We start from the raw sequence: 18,667 nt of genomic DNA on the forward strand, positions 1-18,667 counted from the left end.
CTTCGCGAAGTGTTCAGCGCTTGCAGCGGTTGCTGCGGGTACGGTCCTCACCCTGTATCTGACATGCTCAAGCTGAGGTTGGAAACAGCTCAGTGGCTACGGGACCGCTCTCAGGACACCGAGAGGGCTTTGCGGGCGTTTCGAAGCTGGGATTCCTGAAAAGCTTTCAGCTGCATCAGCTTTTCAGGATCCCGGCTCATCGCCTCTTTCTGCATCCTGGCCTCCACGCGGCCCCATTTCCCGATGAGACCGACCCGGTTCTTGCACTCCAGGTCAGTCAGAGCCACCTGCTTCTCTTCGGCGCTGGGCTTCTCGGAATCATGGAACTTTTGATCTCCCACGGATTCCAAAGGGGAGGCATAGGAGTATCCGGATACGGCCATGCATTTCGACCACGCTTTCACGACCGCATCGACCTGCGCATCGCCGATGGAACGCTCAAAGCTTTCTCTGTTGACCTGGGAAGCGAACAAAATGGCAGCCTCCGGCACACCGGCCTCATTTATCTTCGCTTCTGCCTCACCGTAGCAACCTCCATCGGGGACAGCTTCACCCTTCGCGCTTCCTCCGTCCCCCTGCTCTCCGAAGGCGAGTCGCTTGTCCTCGTCCGAGAGAGGTTTCAGCTTCCCCTCCGCGCCAGGCGCTGCAAGCGGCATGTGGTATCCGTACCTCGCCGCCGTCCCTCGATCCGATATTCCGTACCGTCTGCTGATTTCTGCTTCTTCAGTAGGATCCTCGGCCGGGGGCAGCGAATAGGAAGAGCCAAGCCGCTTCAAACAAGCATTCGTCAGATGAATTTTTGCCTTCTGGACAACCGCATGATCCTCAGGAGGCACACCGTACTCATCGATGGGGAGCCGGAGTGCCTTGTCAGGGTCAGTACGACCTACCGAGCTCTCCGGCTGAGGAGCTGACCGAACAGGCTCCGACGGAGCCGCGCAGCCGCCCAGAACAATGACCGACCCGATCAGCAGCACTTTCGTACAACGGAGCTGCGAAATATTCACTTTCCCACGCCTCACATAAAACGCTTGGCAGGCGTTCGAAAAGAACGCCTGCCAAGCGACGAGAATATTCCGGATCAGGTCAGCTCGACCAGATCGTGCAGTTCCCACTCGGCGAACCGCTGACCCGGAAGTAAACCGAAGCGTTGTTGTTGTAGGTAGCCTTCAATTGGGGAAGATATCCAAATTCACTGTTCTTTGCCCGCATCGCGTCGCAGGCGCCCGCATATCCACTGTTGTAATAGACCGCCACATTCACCCCGACACCGGGAAGCCTGGTCTGAATCGATGCGGCGTTGTTCTTCAGCGAAACTCCCTGACCACTCCCCGAGGTGAGGAAGGTGTACGGGGCCAGGTTGGAGATGCCTCCAGCGCCGCCGGTCGAGTTGATCGTCGTCCGCGAACCACCGTAGTTCGAGTTGTAGAAGAAAGTGATACAGCTGTCGTCGCAGTTGCCTATCTTGTTGGTGTCGACCGATATCGACGCGTTCGCGGCGGAGGCGGATCCAAGCACTCCCACCACTGCAGAACAGGCAACGGCAAGAGCGGCTGAAGCGGTACGGAATCTCTTGTACATAGATATCCCTTAAGTGCAGAATTTTATATTTTGCTTTAGCTGGGCAGAATATTTCATCATTTTCCGCCCGGACCTTGAAGAGGTTATCAACTGTCTGAGATAGTGTCGATCAGAATCCAAGGCACTTTCACCCTTAAAGTGGCCTTCTGTGCAGCTTGGGGAGACAGAATGGGCGCCGGTTCCGCAGGCACTGGCCCGAGCGACTCGGACCTGCTCGCCCAGCACGTGGCGGGCGATCCCGACGCCTTCGGTGAACTCGTACGCCGCCATCGCGATCGGCTCTGGGCCGTGGCGCTGCGCACCCTGGGGGACAGGGAGGAAGCGGCCGACGCGGTCCAGGACGCCCTCGTCAACGCCTTCCGCGCAGCCCACACCTTCCGCGGCCAGTCCGCGGTCACCACCTGGCTGCACCGGATCACCGTCAACGCCTGTCTCGACCGGGTCCGCAAGGCCGCCTCCCGCAAGACGTCCCCCGTGGACGACGCCGAACGACTCGATCAGCTCCTGGAACCCCACGAATCGGCCGAAGCCCCTGCCGTGCGGCAGGACCTCCACCGTCAGCTCCAGGAAGCCCTGGCCACGCTGCCTGCCGAGCAGCGGGCGGCGCTCGTCCTCGTCGACATGCAGGGCTACCCCGTCGCGGAGGCGGCCAGCATCCTCGAGGTGCCGACCGGCACCGTTAAAAGCCGATGTGCACGGGGCCGGTCGAGACTGGCTCCCCTGGTCCGGCACCTGCGCGCGGAAGCCGGGGGACAGGCCCCCGAAGGGGAGAACCAAGCGGACGGAAGGAACCGGACGCCCGGAGCATCCGTCCCATCTGCGTCAGGCCCCAGAGACGCAGGAGCAAGCGACCCTACCGCTACGAAGGGAGGAGGTGGGCGCCCGTGACATCCACGGCCGACACGGCTCAGCACCCGGAGGTCACCGAGATCTCCGATCTCACCGAGGGGCTGCTCTCCCCTTCCCGCACTGAGGAAGTCCGGCAGCACGTAACCGGGTGCGCCCTCTGCACGGAGGTCCGGGACTCCCTGGAAGAGATTCGAGAGCTGCTCGGAACGATGCCGGCACCCGAGCCGATGCCCGAGGACATCGCCGCCCGCATCGACGCGGCACTCGCGGCGGAGGCCCGCCCCGCCGCTCCCGCCGTGGACGAACCGGTCGTTGTTTCACGTGAAACAACGACCGCCGAAGACACGACCGACCGAGAGACGAGCAAGCCCGCTCCCAGGAGCATCGGCGCCTCCGCCCAGGACCGTCCTACGGGCCGTTCCTCTGCCGCTACCGGACCGGGTCGCCGTCCCACCCGTCGGCGGCGACGCGCGGTGGTCCTCGGCACCGCGTTCGGCGCCGCGGTCATCGGGATGGGTGTCTTCTTCCTCCAGTCCATCGCCCCGTCCGGTGACTCCTCCAAGACCGCGGCCGACAGCGGAGTCAGCGCCGCGGACAGCGGCGCGCACGCCTACGCCGACGGCACGCTGGAATCCCAGGTGCAGGACCTCCTGGGCAGTGGAGCCGGCCGGGAGAGCCCCGGTGCCAAGAAGGTGCCGCCGGGCGCGGACACCAAGTCGACGAGCGAGGCCATCACCCCCGACACCGAGACGTCCAGGAGCCCTTTGAAGGCCCCTGCCGTGGCCGTTCCCCCGTGTGTCCAGCAGGCCACCGGCCGCACCACGCCGGCCCTCGCCCTCGACGAGGGGACGTACCAGGGAACGGACACCTATCTCGTCGTCCTGCCGCACCCGAGCGACCCTTCACGCGTACAGGCCTATCTCGTGGCCGCCTCCTGCGTGGACACCGCTCCGGAGTCCACCGGGCAACTGCTGCTGACCCGCGTCTACGACCGCCCCTGAAACGGTCCGCGACCGCTGCGGCACGTTCGGGAATGCATCAGCCGTAGGATCCGTTGGGTGGGGTGTGAGTCGTAGAACCGACCCCGTAGGCAGTTAGGCAGTCTGCAGAAACGAGGAAGAGACCCGTGAGCGACGTCCGTAATGTGATCATCATCGGCTCCGGACCGGCTGGGTACACCGCCGCGCTGTACACCGCCCGCGCCTCGCTGAATCCGTTGGTCTTCGAGGGCGCCGTCACGGCCGGTGGTGCGTTGATGAACACCACCGACGTGGAGAACTTCCCCGGCTTCCAGGACGGCATCATGGGCCCCGAGCTCATGGACAACATGCGGGCCCAGGCCGAGCGCTTCGGTGCCGAGCTGATCCCCGACGACGTGGTCTCGGTCGACCTCACGGGTGACGTCAAGACCGTCACCGACACCGCGGGCACCGTCCACCGCGCCAAGGCCGTCATCGTCACGACCGGCTCCCAGCACCGCAAGCTCGGACTGCCCAACGAGGACGCCCTCTCCGGACGCGGCGTCTCCTGGTGCGCCACCTGCGACGGCTTCTTCTTCAAGGACCACGACATCGCCGTGATCGGCGGCGGCGACACCGCGATGGAGGAGGCGACCTTCCTCTCCCGCTTCGCCAAGTCCGTCACCATCGTCCACCGCCGTGACACCCTGCGTGCCTCCAAGGCCATGCAGGACCGGGCCTTCGCCGACCCGAAGATCAAGTTCGCCTGGGACAGCGAGGTCGCCGAGGTCAAGGGCGACCAGAAGCTCTCCGGTCTGACCCTGCGCAACACCAAGACCGGTGAGACCTCCGAGCTCCCCGTGACCGGACTGTTCATCGCCGTCGGCCACGACCCGCGCACCGAGCTCTTCAAGGGCCAGCTGGAGCTCGACGACGAGGGCTATCTGAAGGTCGAGGCGCCCTCCACTCGCACCAACCTCACCGGCGTCTTCGGCGCCGGAGACGTGGTCGACCACACCTACCGTCAGGCCATCACGGCAGCGGGCACCGGCTGCTCCGCCGCACTGGACGCCGAGCGCTTCCTCGCGGCCCTGGCCGACGCGGAGCCCGCCGAGCCGGAGAAGACCCCGGCCGTCTGAACGTCCGCACCGCACCCCACCACCCCGAGAGACTAAGGAGGCCGCCGTGGCCGGCGACCTGAAGCACGTTACGGATGACACCTTCGACGAGGTCGTCCTCAAGAGCGGCAAGCCCGTTCTGGTGGACTTCTGGGCTGCCTGGTGCGGCCCGTGCCGCCAGATCGCCCCGTCGCTGGAGGCGATCGCAGCAGAGCACGGGGACCAGATCGAGATCGTCAAGCTCAACATCGACGAGAACCCGGCCACCGCTGCCAAGTACGGCGTGATGTCCATCCCGACCCTGAACGTGTACCAGGGCGGCGAGGTCGCCAAGACCATCGTCGGCGCCAAGCCGAAGGCCGCGATCCTCCGCGACCTCGAAGGCTTCATCAGCACCTGATCGCGCAGCAGCGCTCCAGCGCGATGTTTCACGTGAAACGGGTCCACCCCCCTGAAGGGGTGGGCCCGTTCCGTATGGCGCTGCAGCAACGACCCGGCATCACAACGGCCGCAACACCGGTTCCTTCTGGACCGCCCCCAGAAACCGGTCGAGCGCCATCTCCACGTCTTCCTTCCAGGAGAGCGTCGTCCGCAGCTCCAGCCTCAACCGTGGATAAACGGGATGCGGCCGCACGGTCTTGAAGCCCACGGCCAGCAGATGTTCCGCGGGGAGTACACAGGTGGCTTGCTCGGACCGCGCGTCTCCGAAGGCCTCGATCGCCTTGAAACCACGGCGCAGAACATCCTTCGCCACTGTCTGCACCATGACGCGGCCCAGCCCTTGGCCCTGATACTCCGGAATGATCAGTCCGGTGATGAGCTGGACGGCGTCGGGGGAGACGGGGCTGGTCGGGAAAGCCGTCGAGCGGGGGACGTACGCGGGCGGGGCGTAGAGCACGAAGCCCGCCGGCACATCGTCCACATAGACCACCCGGCCGCAGGACCCCCACTCCAGGAGGACGGCGGAGATCCAGGCTTCCTTCTCCAGCTCCGACTTGCCCGCCTTTACCGCGGCTTCCCCACTGACCGGGTCGAGCTCCCAGAAGACGCACGAGCGGCAACGCTCGGGGAGATCCGGAAGGTTGTCCAGGGTGAGTGGTGCGAGTCGACGCCCCATGACGGCGATCCCTCACTTCCTTCGCCCACCGCACCACGTGCGGCTGCCAGGGTGCTCCGTTCATGGAACAGACTGCCGACGAATCCCCCGACGGCGCCCAGGCCCAGTCCGACCGTGACGAGCCGACTGCGGCTCACTCTTCGCAAGGCCTCCGCCCTCCTCTGAGGTCGATCACCGTGGATGCGCCGTCCCAGATCGCATCGTATCCACCCAGAGGTGGTGCGGATACCGAGAGAGGGCAAAGGGCGGGCCGTGTTCCGGTATCCACCCGGCGCACGGCCCGCCCTTCCTCAGGTCCCGCTGCTCAGCCCTCGTCGTCCTTCTCGGACGTCTCGCCGAGACGGCTCTCCAGCACACGGCCCTCGCCCGGGGCGAGACTGCCGAGGATCCGGTCCAGGTCCTCCATCGAGGCGAACTCGACGACGATCTTGCCCTTCTTCTGCCCCAGGTCGACCTTCACCCGGGTCTCGAAGCGGTCGGACAGACGCGTCGCCAGGTCGGTCAGAGCAGGGGACAGACGGCCACCGGCCCTCGGCCCCTTCGGCTTCGCAGAGCTCGTGGGTCGCGAGCCCATGAGCGTCACGATCTCCTCGACCGCACGCACCGAGAGCCCTTCGGCGACGATGCGGTGAGCCAGCCGGTCCTGCTCCTCGGAATCGTCCACGGACAGCAGCGCACGAGCGTGGCCGGCCGAAAGAACGCCTGCGGCGACGCGGCGCTGCACCGGCGGCGAGAGCCGCAGGAGCCTCAGCGTGTTCGTCACCTGCGGACGCGAACGGCCGATCCGGTCGGCCAGCTGGTCGTGGGTGCACTTGAAGTCCTTGAGCAGCTGGTCGTAGGCGGCGGCCTCTTCCAGCGGGTTCAGCTGAGCCCGGTGGAGGTTCTCCAGCAGCGCGTCCAAGAGCAGCTTCTCGTCGTCCGTGGCGCGGACGATGGTCGGAATCCGCTCCAGGCCCGCTTCACGGCAGGCCCTCCACCGACGCTCACCCATGATGAGCTCGTAGCTGTCCGGGCCCACCTTCCGGACGACGACCGGCTGGAGCAGACCGACTTCCTTGATGGAGACGACCAGCTCGGCCAGCGCGTCCTCGTCGAAGACCTCACGGGGCTGGCGAGGGTTCGGGGTGATCGTCCCGATCGGCAGCTCGGCGAAGTACGCGCCGGACGTCCCGGCATCCTGCTCGGACCGGCCCTCCGGGGTGGACGCCGGCTCCGGCACCACCGGGGCCGAAGGCAGCCCGGTCACCTTCGCAGCGGCCACCCCGCGCGCCGTCAGAACCGGACCCACGCCGGACGACGCCGCACCGCCTCCGGGCGCCGACACCTGCTTCTCCTGGGGAGCGGCGGGGATCAGCGCACCGAGCCCACGCCCCAGTCCTCTACGACGCTCACTCACTGAATGCCCTCCGAAACGTTCTGCTGGCTGTTCTGACTGCTCGTGTGGGCGTGCTGAGCCTCGTAGTGCATCCCGACGCCCCGCAGGGCGATCTCCCGGGCCGCCTCGAGATACGAGAGCGAACCGCTGGACCCCGGGTCGTAGGTCAGCACGGTCTGCCCGTAGCTCGGCGCCTCCGAGATGCGCACCGACCGCGGGATGCTCGTCCGCAGCACTTCCTTGCCGAAGTGGGTACGGACCTCCTCGGCGACCTGCGAGGCGAGCCTCGTCCGGCCGTCGTACATCGTCAACAGGATCGTCGAGACGTGCAGGTCCGGATTCAGATGCCCCCGCACCAGGTCGACGTTCCTCAGAAGCTGACCCAGGCCTTCCAGCGCGTAGTACTCGCACTGGATGGGAATCAACACTTCGGCTCCGGCCACCATCGCGTTCACCGTCAACAGACCCAGCGAGGGCGGGCAGTCGATGAGGATGTAGTCCAGCGGCTGCTCGTACGCCTGGATGGCTCGCTGGAGCCGGCTCTCCCGTGCCACCAGCGAGACCAGCTCGATCTCCGCACCGGCGAGATCGATGGTGGCGGGGGCACAGAAGAGGCCTTCGACGTCCGGTACGGGCTGGACCACCTCGGAGAGCGGGCGGCTCTCCACCAGGACGTCGTAGATCGAGGGAACTTCGGCGTGGTGATCGATGCCCAGAGCCGTGGAGGCGTTGCCCTGCGGGTCGAGGTCGACCACCAGAACGCGGGCACCGTGCAGGGCGAGGGAAGCGGCAAGGTTGACCGTCGTGGTCGTCTTCCCGACTCCGCCCTTCTGGTTGGCCACCACCATGACGCGGGTGCGGTCAGGGCGGGGCAGCCCTTCGCCGGCGCGGCCGAGGGCCTCGACCGCCAGCTGAGCGGCTCGGCCGATGGGTGTGTCGTCCATCGGCGGCGGTGTTTCACGTGAAACACCCTCACCCACGGACTCGGTTCGGGGACCGGGGACCGGGTCGGTCATCGGTCCCGCGAGGTTGGCGTCGGACCGCAAGGATTCACTCTCCTCGACTTCAGGCTCGCAATGAACAGAGCCTGCCATGCTTTCGGGGTCGTGAACCAGCGAGGCCCGCTGTTCTGTGGATGAATCCGTGCGTGTGGACAACTCGGCAACCCGTCCGGGCTTGCGGTCGCGAGGCGTGGCAGCCGCACGACCGCGGCCGATGATTCCCTGCAGCAGAGAGCGACGTTTCACGTGAAACACGATGCCTCTGCGAAGCAACTACCAGGCCACGACACTCCGCACGGGGTACGTATCGCTACTTTCCGGAAGAACCACTGCTAAGCGACTCAAGAGCCGTCAGAATCCGCATACCGTACTGCCGAACAGTGCTCCCGTCCGGACGGCGGCGCCGCCCCGCAGTGCCTCCTCAGCGGCGCCTGCGCGTCCGCTCCGTCCGAGCGGCCTTGGCCCTCTTTGCGGCGAACCTCACACCGCCCGGGCTCTCTCCCACCACGACACGGACCACGGTGGAGAGCGGGTCGACCAGGCCTTCACCGACGTGGAGCACCTCGGTCTCCAGGACACCGAGCTTGCTGAGCGCCGCCCTGGCGCCGTTGAGCTCCTCCTCGGCAGTGTCGCCCTTGAGCGCGAGCATCTCTCCGTAGGGCTTCAGCAGGGGCACGCCCCAGCCCGCCAGTCGGTCCAGCGGCGCCACCGCACGGGCGGTCACCACATGAACGGGCTGAAGCGTCCCGAGGACCTCCTCGGCCCGGCCGCGCACGACCGTCACATGGTCCAGGCCGAGCAGCTCGACGACTTCCTGGAGGAAGTTCGTCCGCCGCAGCAACGGCTCCAGCAGGGTGATCTTGAGATCGGGACGCACCAGAGCCAGCGGGATGCCGGGCAGGCCGGCGCCGGAGCCCACATCGCAGACGGTGACGCCTTTGGGCACGACCTCGGAGAGCACCGCGCAGTTCAGCAGGTGCCGCTCCCACAGCCGGGGGACCTCACGCGGCCCGATCAGGCCTCGTTTGACCCCCGCATCCGCGAGAAGCTCCGCGTACCGAACAGCCTCCGGGAAGAGCTCTCCGAACACCGCCTGCGCCTCCGCAGGTGCCTGGGGGAGCTCTGCTGCCTCCGTCACGGGGACCGTCCTTCCATACCGCACTAGCGCACTGTGGGTGGCTGACTTTCAGGCTGACAAAGATCGGCCCCGCCTGCGAACAGACGGGGCCGACAGTACAAGGATCCGGTCAGGCCGGGAGAACGACGACGAAGCGCTGCGGCTCCTCGCCCTCCGACTCGCTCCGGAGACCGGCCGCGGCGATCGCGTCGTGCACGACCTTGCGCTCGAACGGCGTCATCGGGTCCAGCTTCACCGGCTCGCCCGAGCTCTTGACCTCGTCCGCGGCCTTGGCACCCAGCGCCGCGAGGATCTCGCGCTTCTTGGCCCGGAAGCCACCAATGTCCAGCATCAGCCGGCTGCGGTCGCCCGTCTCCCGGTGGACGGCCAGTCGCGTCAGCTCCTGGAGCGCCTCCAGGACCTCACCGTCACGGCCCACGAGCTTCTCGAGGTCACGCGCCGATTCGCTGATGATCGACACCGCGGCCCGGTCCGCCTCGACGTCCATATCGATGTCGCCGTCGAGGTCGGCGATGTCGAGCAGCCCCTCGAGATAGTCGGCCGCGATCTCGCCCTCCTGCTCCAGGCGGGTCAGGGTGTCGCTACCGGCCTCAGCGGCGGCCGTGGAGGTGGTGCCTTCCGTCACGGATGGACTCCTTCTACTTCTTGGACGGGTGCTTGGGCCGCTGCGGACCCTTGCGCTGCCCGGACTTGGCTTGGCGTGAGGAGCCGGAGGCGGGCTTGCCCGCCGACTTCGGCTTGTCGTCCTGCGGTGCGTCCTGCTTCTCGAGCGAGGTCGTGGAACCGGCTTCCGAGGACTCCGTGTCCTTGGCTCCACCGGCCGTGGCACCGGCCGTCTGGCGCTTCGCCTTGGTCTGGCGCTTGGGCTGCTGGCGCTTGTGCGCCTGACTGCCCTCGGCGTCGGCCGCGGCGGTCTCGCTCTTCTGCACCGTGCCGTCCTCCTGGGCCGCGAGACCCAGCTTGCCGAGGCCGGTGATGAACTTGCGCTCGATGTCGTTACGGTCGGGGCCCTTGGCGACGATGGCCTTGACGGTGTTGCGACGGGTGCGGCCGCGCACCTGCTCATGGGCGGACACGCTCTTGAGGACCCGCTGGAGGTAAGCGTCCTGCGCCTTGCTGCCCGGCGTCGGGTTCTGGTTGATCACGTACATCTGCTGACCCATGGTCCAGACGTTCGTGGTCAGCCAGTAGACGAGGACACCGACGGGGAAGTTGATGCCCATCACGGCGAAGATGACCGGGAAGATGTACATCAGCATCTTCTGCTGCTGCATGTACGGGGTCTTGACCGTCAGGTCGACGTTCTTCGTCATCAGCTGGCGCTGCGTGAAGAACTGCGACGCCGACATCAGCACGATCATGATCGCGGTGACGATCCGGACGTCCATCAGGGAAGCGTCGAGCGAGGTGACCTTCTCGACGCTGTCAGTGAACTTCGCGGCCAGCGGGGCGCCGAAGATGTGCGCCTGACGCGCGCTGTCCAGCAGGTCCTGGTTGATCGCCCCGATCTTCTTGCCCGAGGCGATGGACGACAGCACGTGGTAGAGGGCGAAGAAGAACGGGGACTGCGCCAGGATGGGAAGGCACGAGGAGAGCGGGTTGGTGCCCGTCTCCTTGTACAGCTTCATCATCTCTTCGGACTGACGCTGCTTGTCGTTCTTGTAGCGCTCCTGGATCGCCTTCATCTTCGGCTGGAGCACCTGCATGTTGCGGGTCGACTTGATCTGCTTCACGAAGAGCGGGATCAGGCAGATCCGGATCAGCACCACCAGGGACACGATCGACAGGCCCCAGGCCCAGCCGGAGTCGTCGCCGAAGAGCGCCCCGTAGACCTTGTGGAACTGAACGATGACCCATGAGACGGGTGTGGTGATAAAGCTGAACAGACTGGCAATCGTGTCCACTAATCAGGCTCCTTGAGCATTGGGCGAGGTCTCTGCGGCCGGGCTCGGAGGTTCGGAGACCGACCCCCCGGGCGGCACATCAGCGGCGGTCTCCCCGCCCTTTTCGCCGCGCAGGGCATTGCGCAGCAGCTCGTGCCACCGCGGACGCTTGCGTGGCGGAACATGATCCACACCGCCGGGTGACCACGGATTGCACCGCAGGATGCGCCAGGCCGTCAGCGCTGTTCCCTTGATGGCACCGTGCCTGTCGATCGACGTATATCCATAGTGGGAACACGACGGGTAGTAACGGCAGACAGGCCCGAGGAGTGGACTGATCGTCCACTGGTACAGCTTGATGAGAGCAAGCAGCGGGTACTTCATCGCGCGCCCCCTCCCAGCAGCCGCTGAAGGGCGGCGTCCAGGTCTCGGGCCAGCTGTGCATGGTCGGCGTCGCCCGCACCGGGCAGCGCCCGTACGACAACAAGGCTACCGGGGGGCAGCTGAGCCAGCCGGTCGCGGACCAGGTGGCGAAGCTTCCGCTTCACCGCGGTACGGACGACTGCGCCCCCCACGGCCTTGCTGACAACGAAACCCGCACGTGACGGGGGAACAGTCTCCCCCGTCACGTGCGGGTCCGTGTCACCGCTGCGTAGATGGACGACGAGCAGTGGACGTCCGGCTCGACGTCCTCGTCGTACCGCGGTCGCGAAGTCCTCGCGCCGCCTCAGCCGATTCTCGGTAGGCAGCACGTCATGGACCTGTTGGCGATCAGGCGGACAGGCTGCTGCGGCCCTTGCCACGGCGGTTCGCGAGAATCGCACGGCCGGCACGGGTACGCATGCGCAGCCGGAAGCCATGGGTCTTGGCGCGACGACGGTTGTTCGGCTGGAAGGTGCGCTTGCTCACTCGGGGGCTCCAGAAATGATTCGTGTGTTGGCGGGACATCGCCTGGCTGTCACCGTGCGCCCACGAGGAACTCGCGTAAACGCCTTAGTGCACCGCTTCACAATCACAGATCGTGATCTTTGCCCATCGGAGGCAGGCGGCAGCAGCCATCGACAACTCGACCTGGTCACGGTACGCGCGGCTACGCCATCCGGTCAAACCGGCTTCGCGTGGCCCCTCATTGTGCACAGCCTGTGGACAACAACTTGAACCACGCGGCTCCGCCTGACTACCGTGGCTGAACTCCGGTTCTTTCCTTCCCGACTGCCGGGCCTCACCCGACCCGACCCATCCCGTCCCGAGAACCACACATTCGTGGGACATGCGAGAGAGCGTGCCTTGTGGCTGACGTACCTGCCGATCTTGCCGCAGTGTGGCCGCGAGTGCTGGAACAACTCCTCGGGGAGGGTCAGCAGGGCATCGAGCCGAAGGACAAGCAGTGGATCGAGCGCTGCCAGCCCCTGGCACTCGTCGCCGACACCGCGCTGCTGGCCGTCCCCAACGAATGGGGCAAGCGCGTCCTGGAGGGCCGGCTCGCGCCGCTCATCAGCGAGACGCTGACCCGCGAGTGCGGCCGCCCCATCCGGATCGCCATCACCGTCGACGACTCCGCGGGCGAACCGCCCTCCCCGCCGGCGCCCCCGATGCACCAGTCGCACCAGAGCCAGCAGGGCCACCGCTACCCGGCGCAGCCGCGCGACGACGCGTACGACGGATACGGCCACCGGCCCTCCGACGACGGGATGCCGACGGCCCGGCCGGCCTACCCCGACTACCAGCAGCAGCGCCCGGAGCCCGGCGCCTGGCCGCGCACCCAGGAGGACCTCTCCTGGCAGCAGCCGCGGCACGGCGGATACCAGGACCGCGAGCAGCCCTCCGGCGAGCCGTACCGCGAGAGCGAGTCGTACCGGGAGCGTGAGAACGAGCAGTACCGGGAGCAGCACCCGGAGCAGTGGCGCGAGCCGTACGGCACCGGGCGCCCCCAGCAGCCGCAGCACGACTACCGGTCACCGCCGCCCGAGCACCAGGGGTACGAGCAGCGCCCCGACCGGCAGGACCAGCAGCAGCCCGGGCCCCGCCAGAGCAGCCACGGCCCCCATCGGACCGGCGGCTCGGTCCCCGGCCCGATGGGCGCCCAGCCGGCCCCCGCGCCGGGCCCCGGCGAACCGCACGCCCGGCTGAACCCGAAGTACCTCTTCGACACCTTCGTCATCGGGGCGTCCAACCGGTTCGCGCACGCCGCGGCCGTCGCCGTCGCCGAGGCGCCCGCGAAGGCGTACAACCCCCTCTTCATCTACGGGGAGTCGGGGCTCGGCAAGACCCACCTGCTGCACGCCATCGGGCACTACGCGCGGAGCCTCTACCCGGGGACCCGGGTGCGGTACGTGAGCTCGGAGGAGTTCACCAACGAGTTCATCAACTCGATCCGCGACGGCAAGGGCGACACCTTCCGCAAGCGCTACCGCGACGTGGACATCCTGCTGGTCGACGACATCCAGTTCCTGGCGAGCAAGGAGTCGACGCAGGAGGAGTTCTTCCACACCTTCAATACGCTGCACAACGCGAACAAGCAGATCGTGCTCTCCTCGGACCGGCCGCCCAAGCAGCTGGTGACGCTGGAGGACCGGCTGCGCAACCGCTTCGAGTGGGGTCTGACGACGGACGTCCAGCCGCCCGAGCTGGAGACCCGGATCGCGATCCTCCGCAAGAAGGCGGTGCAGGAGCAGCTCAACGCCCCGCCGGAGGTCCTGGAGTTCATCGCCTCGCGGATCTCGCGCAACATCCGTGAGCTGGAGGGCGCCCTGATCCGGGTGACCGCCTTCGCCTCGCTCAACCGGCAGCCGGTGGACCTCGGACTGACCGAGATCGTCCTGAAGGACCTGATCCCGGGCGGTGAGGAATCGGCGCCGGAGATCACCGCGCCGGCCATCATGGCGGCGACCGCGGACTACTTCGGCCTCACCGTGGACGACCTCTGCGGATCCTCGCGCAGCCGGGTCCTGGTGACGGCGCGCCAGATCGCCATGTATCTGTGCCGCGAGCTGACCGACCTCTCGCTGCCGAAGATCGGTGCGCAGTTCGGCGGCCGCGACCATACGACGGTGATGCACGCGGACCGGAAGATCCGCGCGCTGATGGCGGAGCGCCGCTCCATCTACAACCAGGTCACCGAGCTGACCAACCGCATCAAGAACGGCTGACGCCGGCTTCCGGGACTTCTCCCGAAGCGTTTCTCAGGGCGCTTGGCACGGACCTCCACGGTCCGCGCCAGGCGCTTTTCGCGTTCCCGGGGCCCCGCAGCGGGCTGTCCGGAGCCACCATCGGGCTGTTCGAGGCCCGCGTCGAGCGTTCCGTCGAGCCCGCGCTGTTCGAATACGGGCTGCTCAGAGGCTCTTCTCCACAGATGTGGGAGAAATCTTCCGTCCACAGCCTGGGGACTGGGAAGTTGTCCATATTGCGTCCACAGGGCTCGCTGCCGATACTCCATCAGGCCAGGTCACCTGGCTGGGGATTTGTGGTCAACCGTCATCCACAGCCTGTGGACAGAGTTTTCGTCCACAGGAGGTCATCGCGGTTGTCCACCGGCGACCCACAGGCTGAGCCTCGTTGTCCCCAGCTTCTTGCCGCTTCTCCACACCTCTGTCCACTGTTCGGCAACGCAACACACGCTCTCACCGCCCGGAGTGAAAGGCGTCACACCAAGGTGGTCGGTTGGGCTGTGGGGAACGTGGGTAAAGCTGGGGACAGGCCTGGGGAGAAGTGGCCCCCTCCTGTGCATCGGGTGTGCAGAACTTCCGCCCGTCCACAGAAAGCCCTGGTTTTCCACGGGCGCCACCCACAGGGGCGGTGGACAAAAAACAGTCGCTGACCTGCGCAAACGACGTTATCCACGGTATCCACAAGGCCTACTACTACTACCACCCAGAGTTAGCAAGGAATCAGCTTCGAAGTGGGTGCTGTGGACAACTCGGCCGTCGACCGCCGCGAAGCTCTCGGCCCGACTTGACCCCGAGCAGCAACGACTGTCGGTGCCGTACGTCAGACTGGACCCCGGAGCCTCCCCAGCCCTCGGCAGGGAGCTCCGGTCCAGACGACGAAGGCCAGCAGGGCGAGCGAGCAACAGCAGGAGGCGGTTCCGGTGAAGATCCGGGTGGAGCGCGATGTACTCGCGGAGGCGGTGGCCTGGGTGGCCCGCAGCCTCCCGGCCCGTCCGCCGGCGCCCGTTCTCGCGGGTCTTCTGCTGAAGGCCGAGGACGGAGCTCTCAGCTTCTCCAGCTTCGACTACGAGGTCTCCGCCAGGGTCTCCGTGGACGCGGAGATCGACGAGGACGGCACGGTGCTCGTCTCCGGCCGGCTGCTCGCCGACATCTGCCGCGCCCTGCCCAACCGCCCGGTGGAGATCTCCACCGACGGTGTGCGGGCCACGGTCGTCTGCGGCTCCTCCCGCTTCACCCTCCACACACTGCCTGTGGAGGAGTACCCCGCGCTGCCGCAGATGCCGACCGCCACGGGCACCGTCCCCGGTGAGGTCTTCGCCTCGGCCGCCGCCCAGGTCGCCATCGCCGCCGGCCGCGACGACACCCTGCCGGTGCTCACCGGCGTACGGATCGAGATCGAGGGCGACACGGTCACCCTCGCCTCCACCGACCGCTACCGCTTCGCGGTCCGTGAGTTCCTGTGGAAGCCGGAGAACGCCGACGCGTCCGCGGTCGCCCTGGTGCCCGCCAAGACGCTCCTGGACACCGCCAAGGCGCTCACGAGCGGCGACACGGTCACCCTGGCGCTCTCCGGTTCCGGCGCGGGCGAGGGCCTGATCGGCTTCGAGGGCGCCGGCCGCCGGACGACGACGCGGCTGCTCGAAGGCGATCTGCCGAAGTACCGCACGCTCTTCCCGACCGAGTTCAACTCCGTCGCGGTGATCGAGACGGCCCCCTTCGTCGAGGCCGTCAAGCGCGTGGCCCTGGTCGCCGAGCGCAACACCCCCGTACGGCTCAGCTTCGAGCAGGGCGTCCTCATCCTGGAAGCCGGTTCCAGTGACGACGCACAGGCTGTGGAGCGCGTCGACGCGGTGCTGGAGGGCGACGACATCTCGATCGCCTTCAACCCGACGTTCCTGCTGGACGGTCTGAGCGCGATCGACTCCCCGGTCGCCCAGCTCTCGTTCACCACGTCGACCAAGCCCGCCCTGCTCAGTGGGCGCCCGGCCCTCGACGCCGAGGCGGACGACGCGTACAAGTACCTGATCATGCCGGTCCGCCTCTCCGGCTGATCCCGGCCGATCCCGGCCACCCCCGGCCGACCGGGGGACGTATCCGCGGCAGTTTCCGGCGGGCCCGCTCGGCGCGGAGCGGGCCCGCCGCGCTGTCCCCCGCCGGGCGTAGGCTCGGTCCTGGGCGCACACGCCCCGACGCTTATCGCCACGACGCTTAAGGAATCTCTGATGGAGCTCGGTCTCGTCGGCCTCGGCAAGATGGGCGGCAACATGCGCGAGCGCATCCGCCGCGCAGGCCACACCGTCATCGGTTACGACCGCAACCCGGATGTCGCCGATGTCCACAGTCTCGAAGAGCTTGTGGGCAAGCTGAAGGGCCCGCGGGTCGTCTGGGTCATGGTCCCGGCCGGTGCCGCGACCCAGTCCACGATCGACGAGCTCGCCGATCTGCTCTCGCCCGGCGACGTCGTCGTCGACGGTGGGAACTCGCGGTGGACCGACGACGAGAAGCACGGCGTCGAGCTGGGCATCAAGGACATCGGCTTCGTCGACTGCGGAGTCTCCGGCGGTGTCTGGGGCCTGGAGAACGGCTACGCCCTGATGTACGGCGGCACCGAGGAGAACGTGGCGAAGGTCCAGCCGATCTTCGACGCGCTGAAGCCCGAGGGCGACTTCGGCTCCGTGCACGCGGGCAAGGTCGGCGCCGGCCACTTCGCGAAGATGGTCCACAACGGCATCGAGTACGCCATGATGCAGGCCTACGCCGAGGGCTGGGAGCTGCTGGAGAAGGTCGACTCCGTCACCGACGTGCGCGAGGTCTTCCGCTCCTGGCAGGAGGGCACGGTCATCCGTTCCTGGCTGCTCGACCTCGCGGTCAACGCGCTCGACGACGACGAGCACCTGGACAAGCTCCGGGGCTTCGCCGCCGACTCGGGCGAGGGCCGCTGGACGGTGGAGGCCGCGATCGACAACGCGGTGCCGCTGCCCGCGATCACGGCGTCGCTGTTCGCGCGGTTCGCCTCGCGCCAGGACGACTCGCCGCAGATGAAGATGATCGCCGCGCTGCGCAACCAGTTCGGCGGGCACGCGGTCGAGTCCAAGTCCGAGAACTGATCGGAACGCCGGCGACGCGTCGGCAGCGCAACAACCTGCGAAGCACCATCGGGAGAGGTCGGCCACCATGCACGTCACCCACCTCTCGCTGGCCGACTTCCGCTCGTACGCCCGGGTCGAGGTCCCTCTCGACCCGGGCGTCACCGCGTTCGTGGGGCCCAACGGGCAGGGCAAGACCAACCTCGTCGAGGCCGTCGGCTATCTCGCCACCCTAGGCAGCCACCGGGTCTCCTCGGACGCCCCACTGGTGCGGATGGGCGCCGAGCGGGCGGTGATCCGTGCGGCGGTCACCCAGGGCGAGCGATCCCAGCTGATCGAGCTGGAGCTGAACCCCGGCCGCGCCAACCGGGCCCGTATCAACCGGTCCTCGCAGGTCAGACCGCGTGACGTGCTCGGGATCGTCCGGACCGTGCTGTTCGCGCCGGAGGATCTGGCCCTGGTCAAGGGCGACCCCGGGGAGCGGCGCCGGTTCCTGGACGAGCTGATCACGGCGCGGTCGCCCCGGATGGCCGGGGTCCGCTCCGACTACGAGCGGGTGCTCAAGCAGCGCAACACCCTGCTGAAGTCCGCGGCGATGGCCCGACGGCACGGCGGCCGCTCGATGGACCTGTCGACGCTCGACGTCTGGGACCAGCACCTGGGCAGGGTGGGCGCGGAGCTGCTCGCGCAGCGCCTCGATCTGATCGCCACGCTCCAGCCGCTGGCCGACAAGGCGTACGGCGACGTCGCGCCGGGCGGCGGTCCGGTGGCGCTGGAGTACCGCAGCTCGGTCGGCGAGGACGTGGGTCCCGCACGCACCCGCGACGAGCTGTACGAACAGCTGATCGCGGCGCTCGAAGGGGTCCGCAAACAGGAGATCGAGCGGGGCGTGACCCTCGTCGGCCCGCACCGCGACGACCTGCTGCTCGGCCTGCGGTCCATGCCGGCGAAGGGGTACGCGAGTCACGGCGAGTCCTGGAGTTACGCGCTGGCCCTGCGGCTGGCCAGTTACGAGCTGCTGCGCTCCGAGGGCAACGAGCCGGTGCTGGTGCTGGACGACGTCTTCGCCGAGCTGGACGCCCGTCGCCGGGAGCGGCTGGCGGAGCTGGTGGCTCCCGGCGAGCAGGTGCTCGTGACGGCCGCGGTGGCCCAGGACGTTCCGGGCGTGCTGGCGGGGGCGCGGTACGCGGTGACCGCGGGCGAGGTGGAGCGCGTATGACCGGCCGGGGCGAGAGCGGTGCGGGCGCACGGGGATCGGCCTCCCGCGCGGGCGGTACGGGAGCGGTTCGCGCGAAGGGCACGGCCGCGGGCCGGGGCGGTGGGCCGGGAGACGCGTTGCCGGATCCGGCCGCTTCCGGGGCTTCGCCCAGGGCCTCTGCCGGGGCGTCTCCAG

The 18,667-nt window shown here is 67.6% G+C and carries 19 protein-coding genes; 8 read left to right on the forward strand and 11 right to left on the reverse strand.

All coding sequences use genetic code 11. The features are described 5' to 3' along the window. Window positions 1–110: 110 nt before the first annotated feature. Both ACIRJT_RS23245 and ACIRJT_RS23250 read right to left on the reverse strand, forming a co-directional pair. Complete coding sequence (locus tag ACIRJT_RS23245; RefSeq protein WP_403912058.1) at window positions 111–656, reverse strand: hypothetical protein; 546 nt, start codon at window positions 654–656, stop codon at window positions 111–113. 430 nt (window positions 657–1,086) lie between these two features. Then, complete coding sequence (locus ACIRJT_RS23250) at window positions 1,087–1,581, reverse strand: hypothetical protein (protein WP_402095505.1); 495 nt, start codon at window positions 1,579–1,581, stop codon at window positions 1,087–1,089. Between the two features lie 168 nt (window positions 1,582–1,749). Between ACIRJT_RS23250 and sigM the strand changes: the two genes are divergently transcribed. From sigM to trxA, 4 genes are all read left to right on the forward strand, one after another. After that, window positions 1,750–2,469: an RNA polymerase sigma factor SigM gene (gene sigM, locus ACIRJT_RS23255; protein WP_403912061.1), complete on the forward strand. Its 720-nt coding sequence runs from the start codon at window positions 1,750–1,752 to the stop codon at window positions 2,467–2,469. Next, complete coding sequence (locus ACIRJT_RS23260) at window positions 2,466–3,431, forward strand: hypothetical protein (protein ID WP_403912063.1); 966 nt, start codon at window positions 2,466–2,468, stop codon at window positions 3,429–3,431. Before sigM ends, ACIRJT_RS23260 begins: the two co-directional genes overlap by 4 nt. 125 nt (window positions 3,432–3,556) lie before the next feature. Beyond that, the gene (trxB, locus tag ACIRJT_RS23265; protein WP_398612808.1) at window positions 3,557–4,528 is read left to right on the forward strand and encodes a thioredoxin-disulfide reductase; all 972 of its coding nucleotides are present in this window, start codon (window positions 3,557–3,559) and stop codon (window positions 4,526–4,528) included. A 46-nt stretch (window positions 4,529–4,574) separates the two neighbouring features. After that, window positions 4,575–4,907 (forward strand): thioredoxin, encoded by a 333-nt coding sequence (gene trxA / locus ACIRJT_RS23270; RefSeq protein ID WP_403912065.1) that lies wholly within the window; start codon window positions 4,575–4,577, stop codon window positions 4,905–4,907. Between the two features lie 99 nt (window positions 4,908–5,006). Here trxA and ACIRJT_RS23275 read toward each other — a convergent pair whose 3' ends face one another. From ACIRJT_RS23275 to rpmH, 9 genes are all read right to left on the reverse strand, one after another. Beyond that, window positions 5,007–5,624 carry a GNAT family N-acetyltransferase gene (locus tag ACIRJT_RS23275; protein ID WP_403912068.1) on the reverse strand — a complete coding sequence of 206 codons (618 nt, stop codon included), beginning with the start codon at window positions 5,622–5,624 and terminating at the stop codon, window positions 5,007–5,009. A gap of 304 nt (window positions 5,625–5,928) precedes the next feature. Continuing rightward, entirely contained in the window at window positions 5,929–7,020 is a 1,092-nt protein-coding gene (locus tag ACIRJT_RS23280; protein WP_403912071.1) for a ParB/RepB/Spo0J family partition protein, read from the reverse strand. Continuing rightward, window positions 7,017–8,093: a ParA family protein gene (locus ACIRJT_RS23285; protein ID WP_403912074.1), complete on the reverse strand. Its 1,077-nt coding sequence runs from the start codon at window positions 8,091–8,093 to the stop codon at window positions 7,017–7,019. Before ACIRJT_RS23285 ends, ACIRJT_RS23280 begins: the two co-directional genes overlap by 4 nt. Window positions 8,094–8,421: 328 nt before the next feature. Beyond that, the gene (rsmG, locus tag ACIRJT_RS23290) at window positions 8,422–9,138 is read right to left on the reverse strand and encodes a 16S rRNA (guanine(527)-N(7))-methyltransferase RsmG (RefSeq protein ID WP_403912076.1); all 717 of its coding nucleotides are present in this window, start codon (window positions 9,136–9,138) and stop codon (window positions 8,422–8,424) included. A gap of 109 nt (window positions 9,139–9,247) precedes the next feature. Next, window positions 9,248–9,763 carry a protein jag gene (locus ACIRJT_RS23295; protein WP_403912079.1) on the reverse strand — a complete coding sequence of 172 codons (516 nt, stop codon included), beginning with the start codon at window positions 9,761–9,763 and terminating at the stop codon, window positions 9,248–9,250. 13 nt (window positions 9,764–9,776) lie between these two features. Beyond that, window positions 9,777–11,042: a membrane protein insertase YidC gene (gene yidC / locus ACIRJT_RS23300; protein WP_403912082.1), complete on the reverse strand. Its 1,266-nt coding sequence runs from the start codon at window positions 11,040–11,042 to the stop codon at window positions 9,777–9,779. Window positions 11,043–11,045: 3 nt separating this feature from the next. Continuing rightward, the gene (gene yidD, locus ACIRJT_RS23305) at window positions 11,046–11,405 is read right to left on the reverse strand and encodes a membrane protein insertion efficiency factor YidD (protein WP_073768205.1); all 360 of its coding nucleotides are present in this window, start codon (window positions 11,403–11,405) and stop codon (window positions 11,046–11,048) included. Next, a complete protein-coding gene (gene rnpA / locus ACIRJT_RS23310; protein ID WP_403912085.1) occupies window positions 11,402–11,773 on the reverse strand; it encodes a ribonuclease P protein component in 372 nt (123 codons plus the stop codon). The genes yidD and rnpA overlap by 4 nt, the downstream gene beginning before the upstream one ends. A gap of 19 nt (window positions 11,774–11,792) precedes the next feature. Further along, a complete protein-coding gene (gene rpmH, locus ACIRJT_RS23315) occupies window positions 11,793–11,930 on the reverse strand; it encodes a 50S ribosomal protein L34 (protein ID WP_003967884.1) in 138 nt (45 codons plus the stop codon). Window positions 11,931–12,310: 380 nt separating this feature from the next. Between rpmH and dnaA the strand changes: the two genes are divergently transcribed. The 4 genes from dnaA (at window position 12,311) to recF (ending at window position 18,493) form a co-directional block, all read left to right on the forward strand. Further along, entirely contained in the window at window positions 12,311–14,170 is a 1,860-nt protein-coding gene (dnaA, locus tag ACIRJT_RS23320; protein ID WP_403912088.1) for a chromosomal replication initiator protein DnaA, read from the forward strand. A 938-nt stretch (window positions 14,171–15,108) separates the two neighbouring features. After that, window positions 15,109–16,239, forward strand: a complete 1,131-nt coding sequence (dnaN, locus tag ACIRJT_RS23325) for a DNA polymerase III subunit beta (RefSeq protein WP_073799901.1) — start codon at window positions 15,109–15,111, stop codon at window positions 16,237–16,239. A gap of 171 nt (window positions 16,240–16,410) precedes the next feature. Next, a complete protein-coding gene (gnd, locus tag ACIRJT_RS23330) occupies window positions 16,411–17,295 on the forward strand; it encodes a phosphogluconate dehydrogenase (NAD(+)-dependent, decarboxylating) (protein WP_403912091.1) in 885 nt (294 codons plus the stop codon). A gap of 67 nt (window positions 17,296–17,362) precedes the next feature. After that, on the forward strand, window positions 17,363–18,493 hold the full coding sequence (gene recF / locus ACIRJT_RS23335; RefSeq protein ID WP_403912093.1) for a DNA replication/repair protein RecF: 1,131 nt from the start codon (window positions 17,363–17,365) through the stop codon (window positions 18,491–18,493). Window positions 18,494–18,667 lie beyond the last annotated feature (174 nt).

The sequence above is a fragment of the Streptomyces sp. NPDC102283 genome, from assembly GCF_044766265.1.
In the GTDB taxonomy this organism is placed as follows: Bacteria; Actinomycetota; Actinomycetes; order Streptomycetales; family Streptomycetaceae; genus Streptomyces.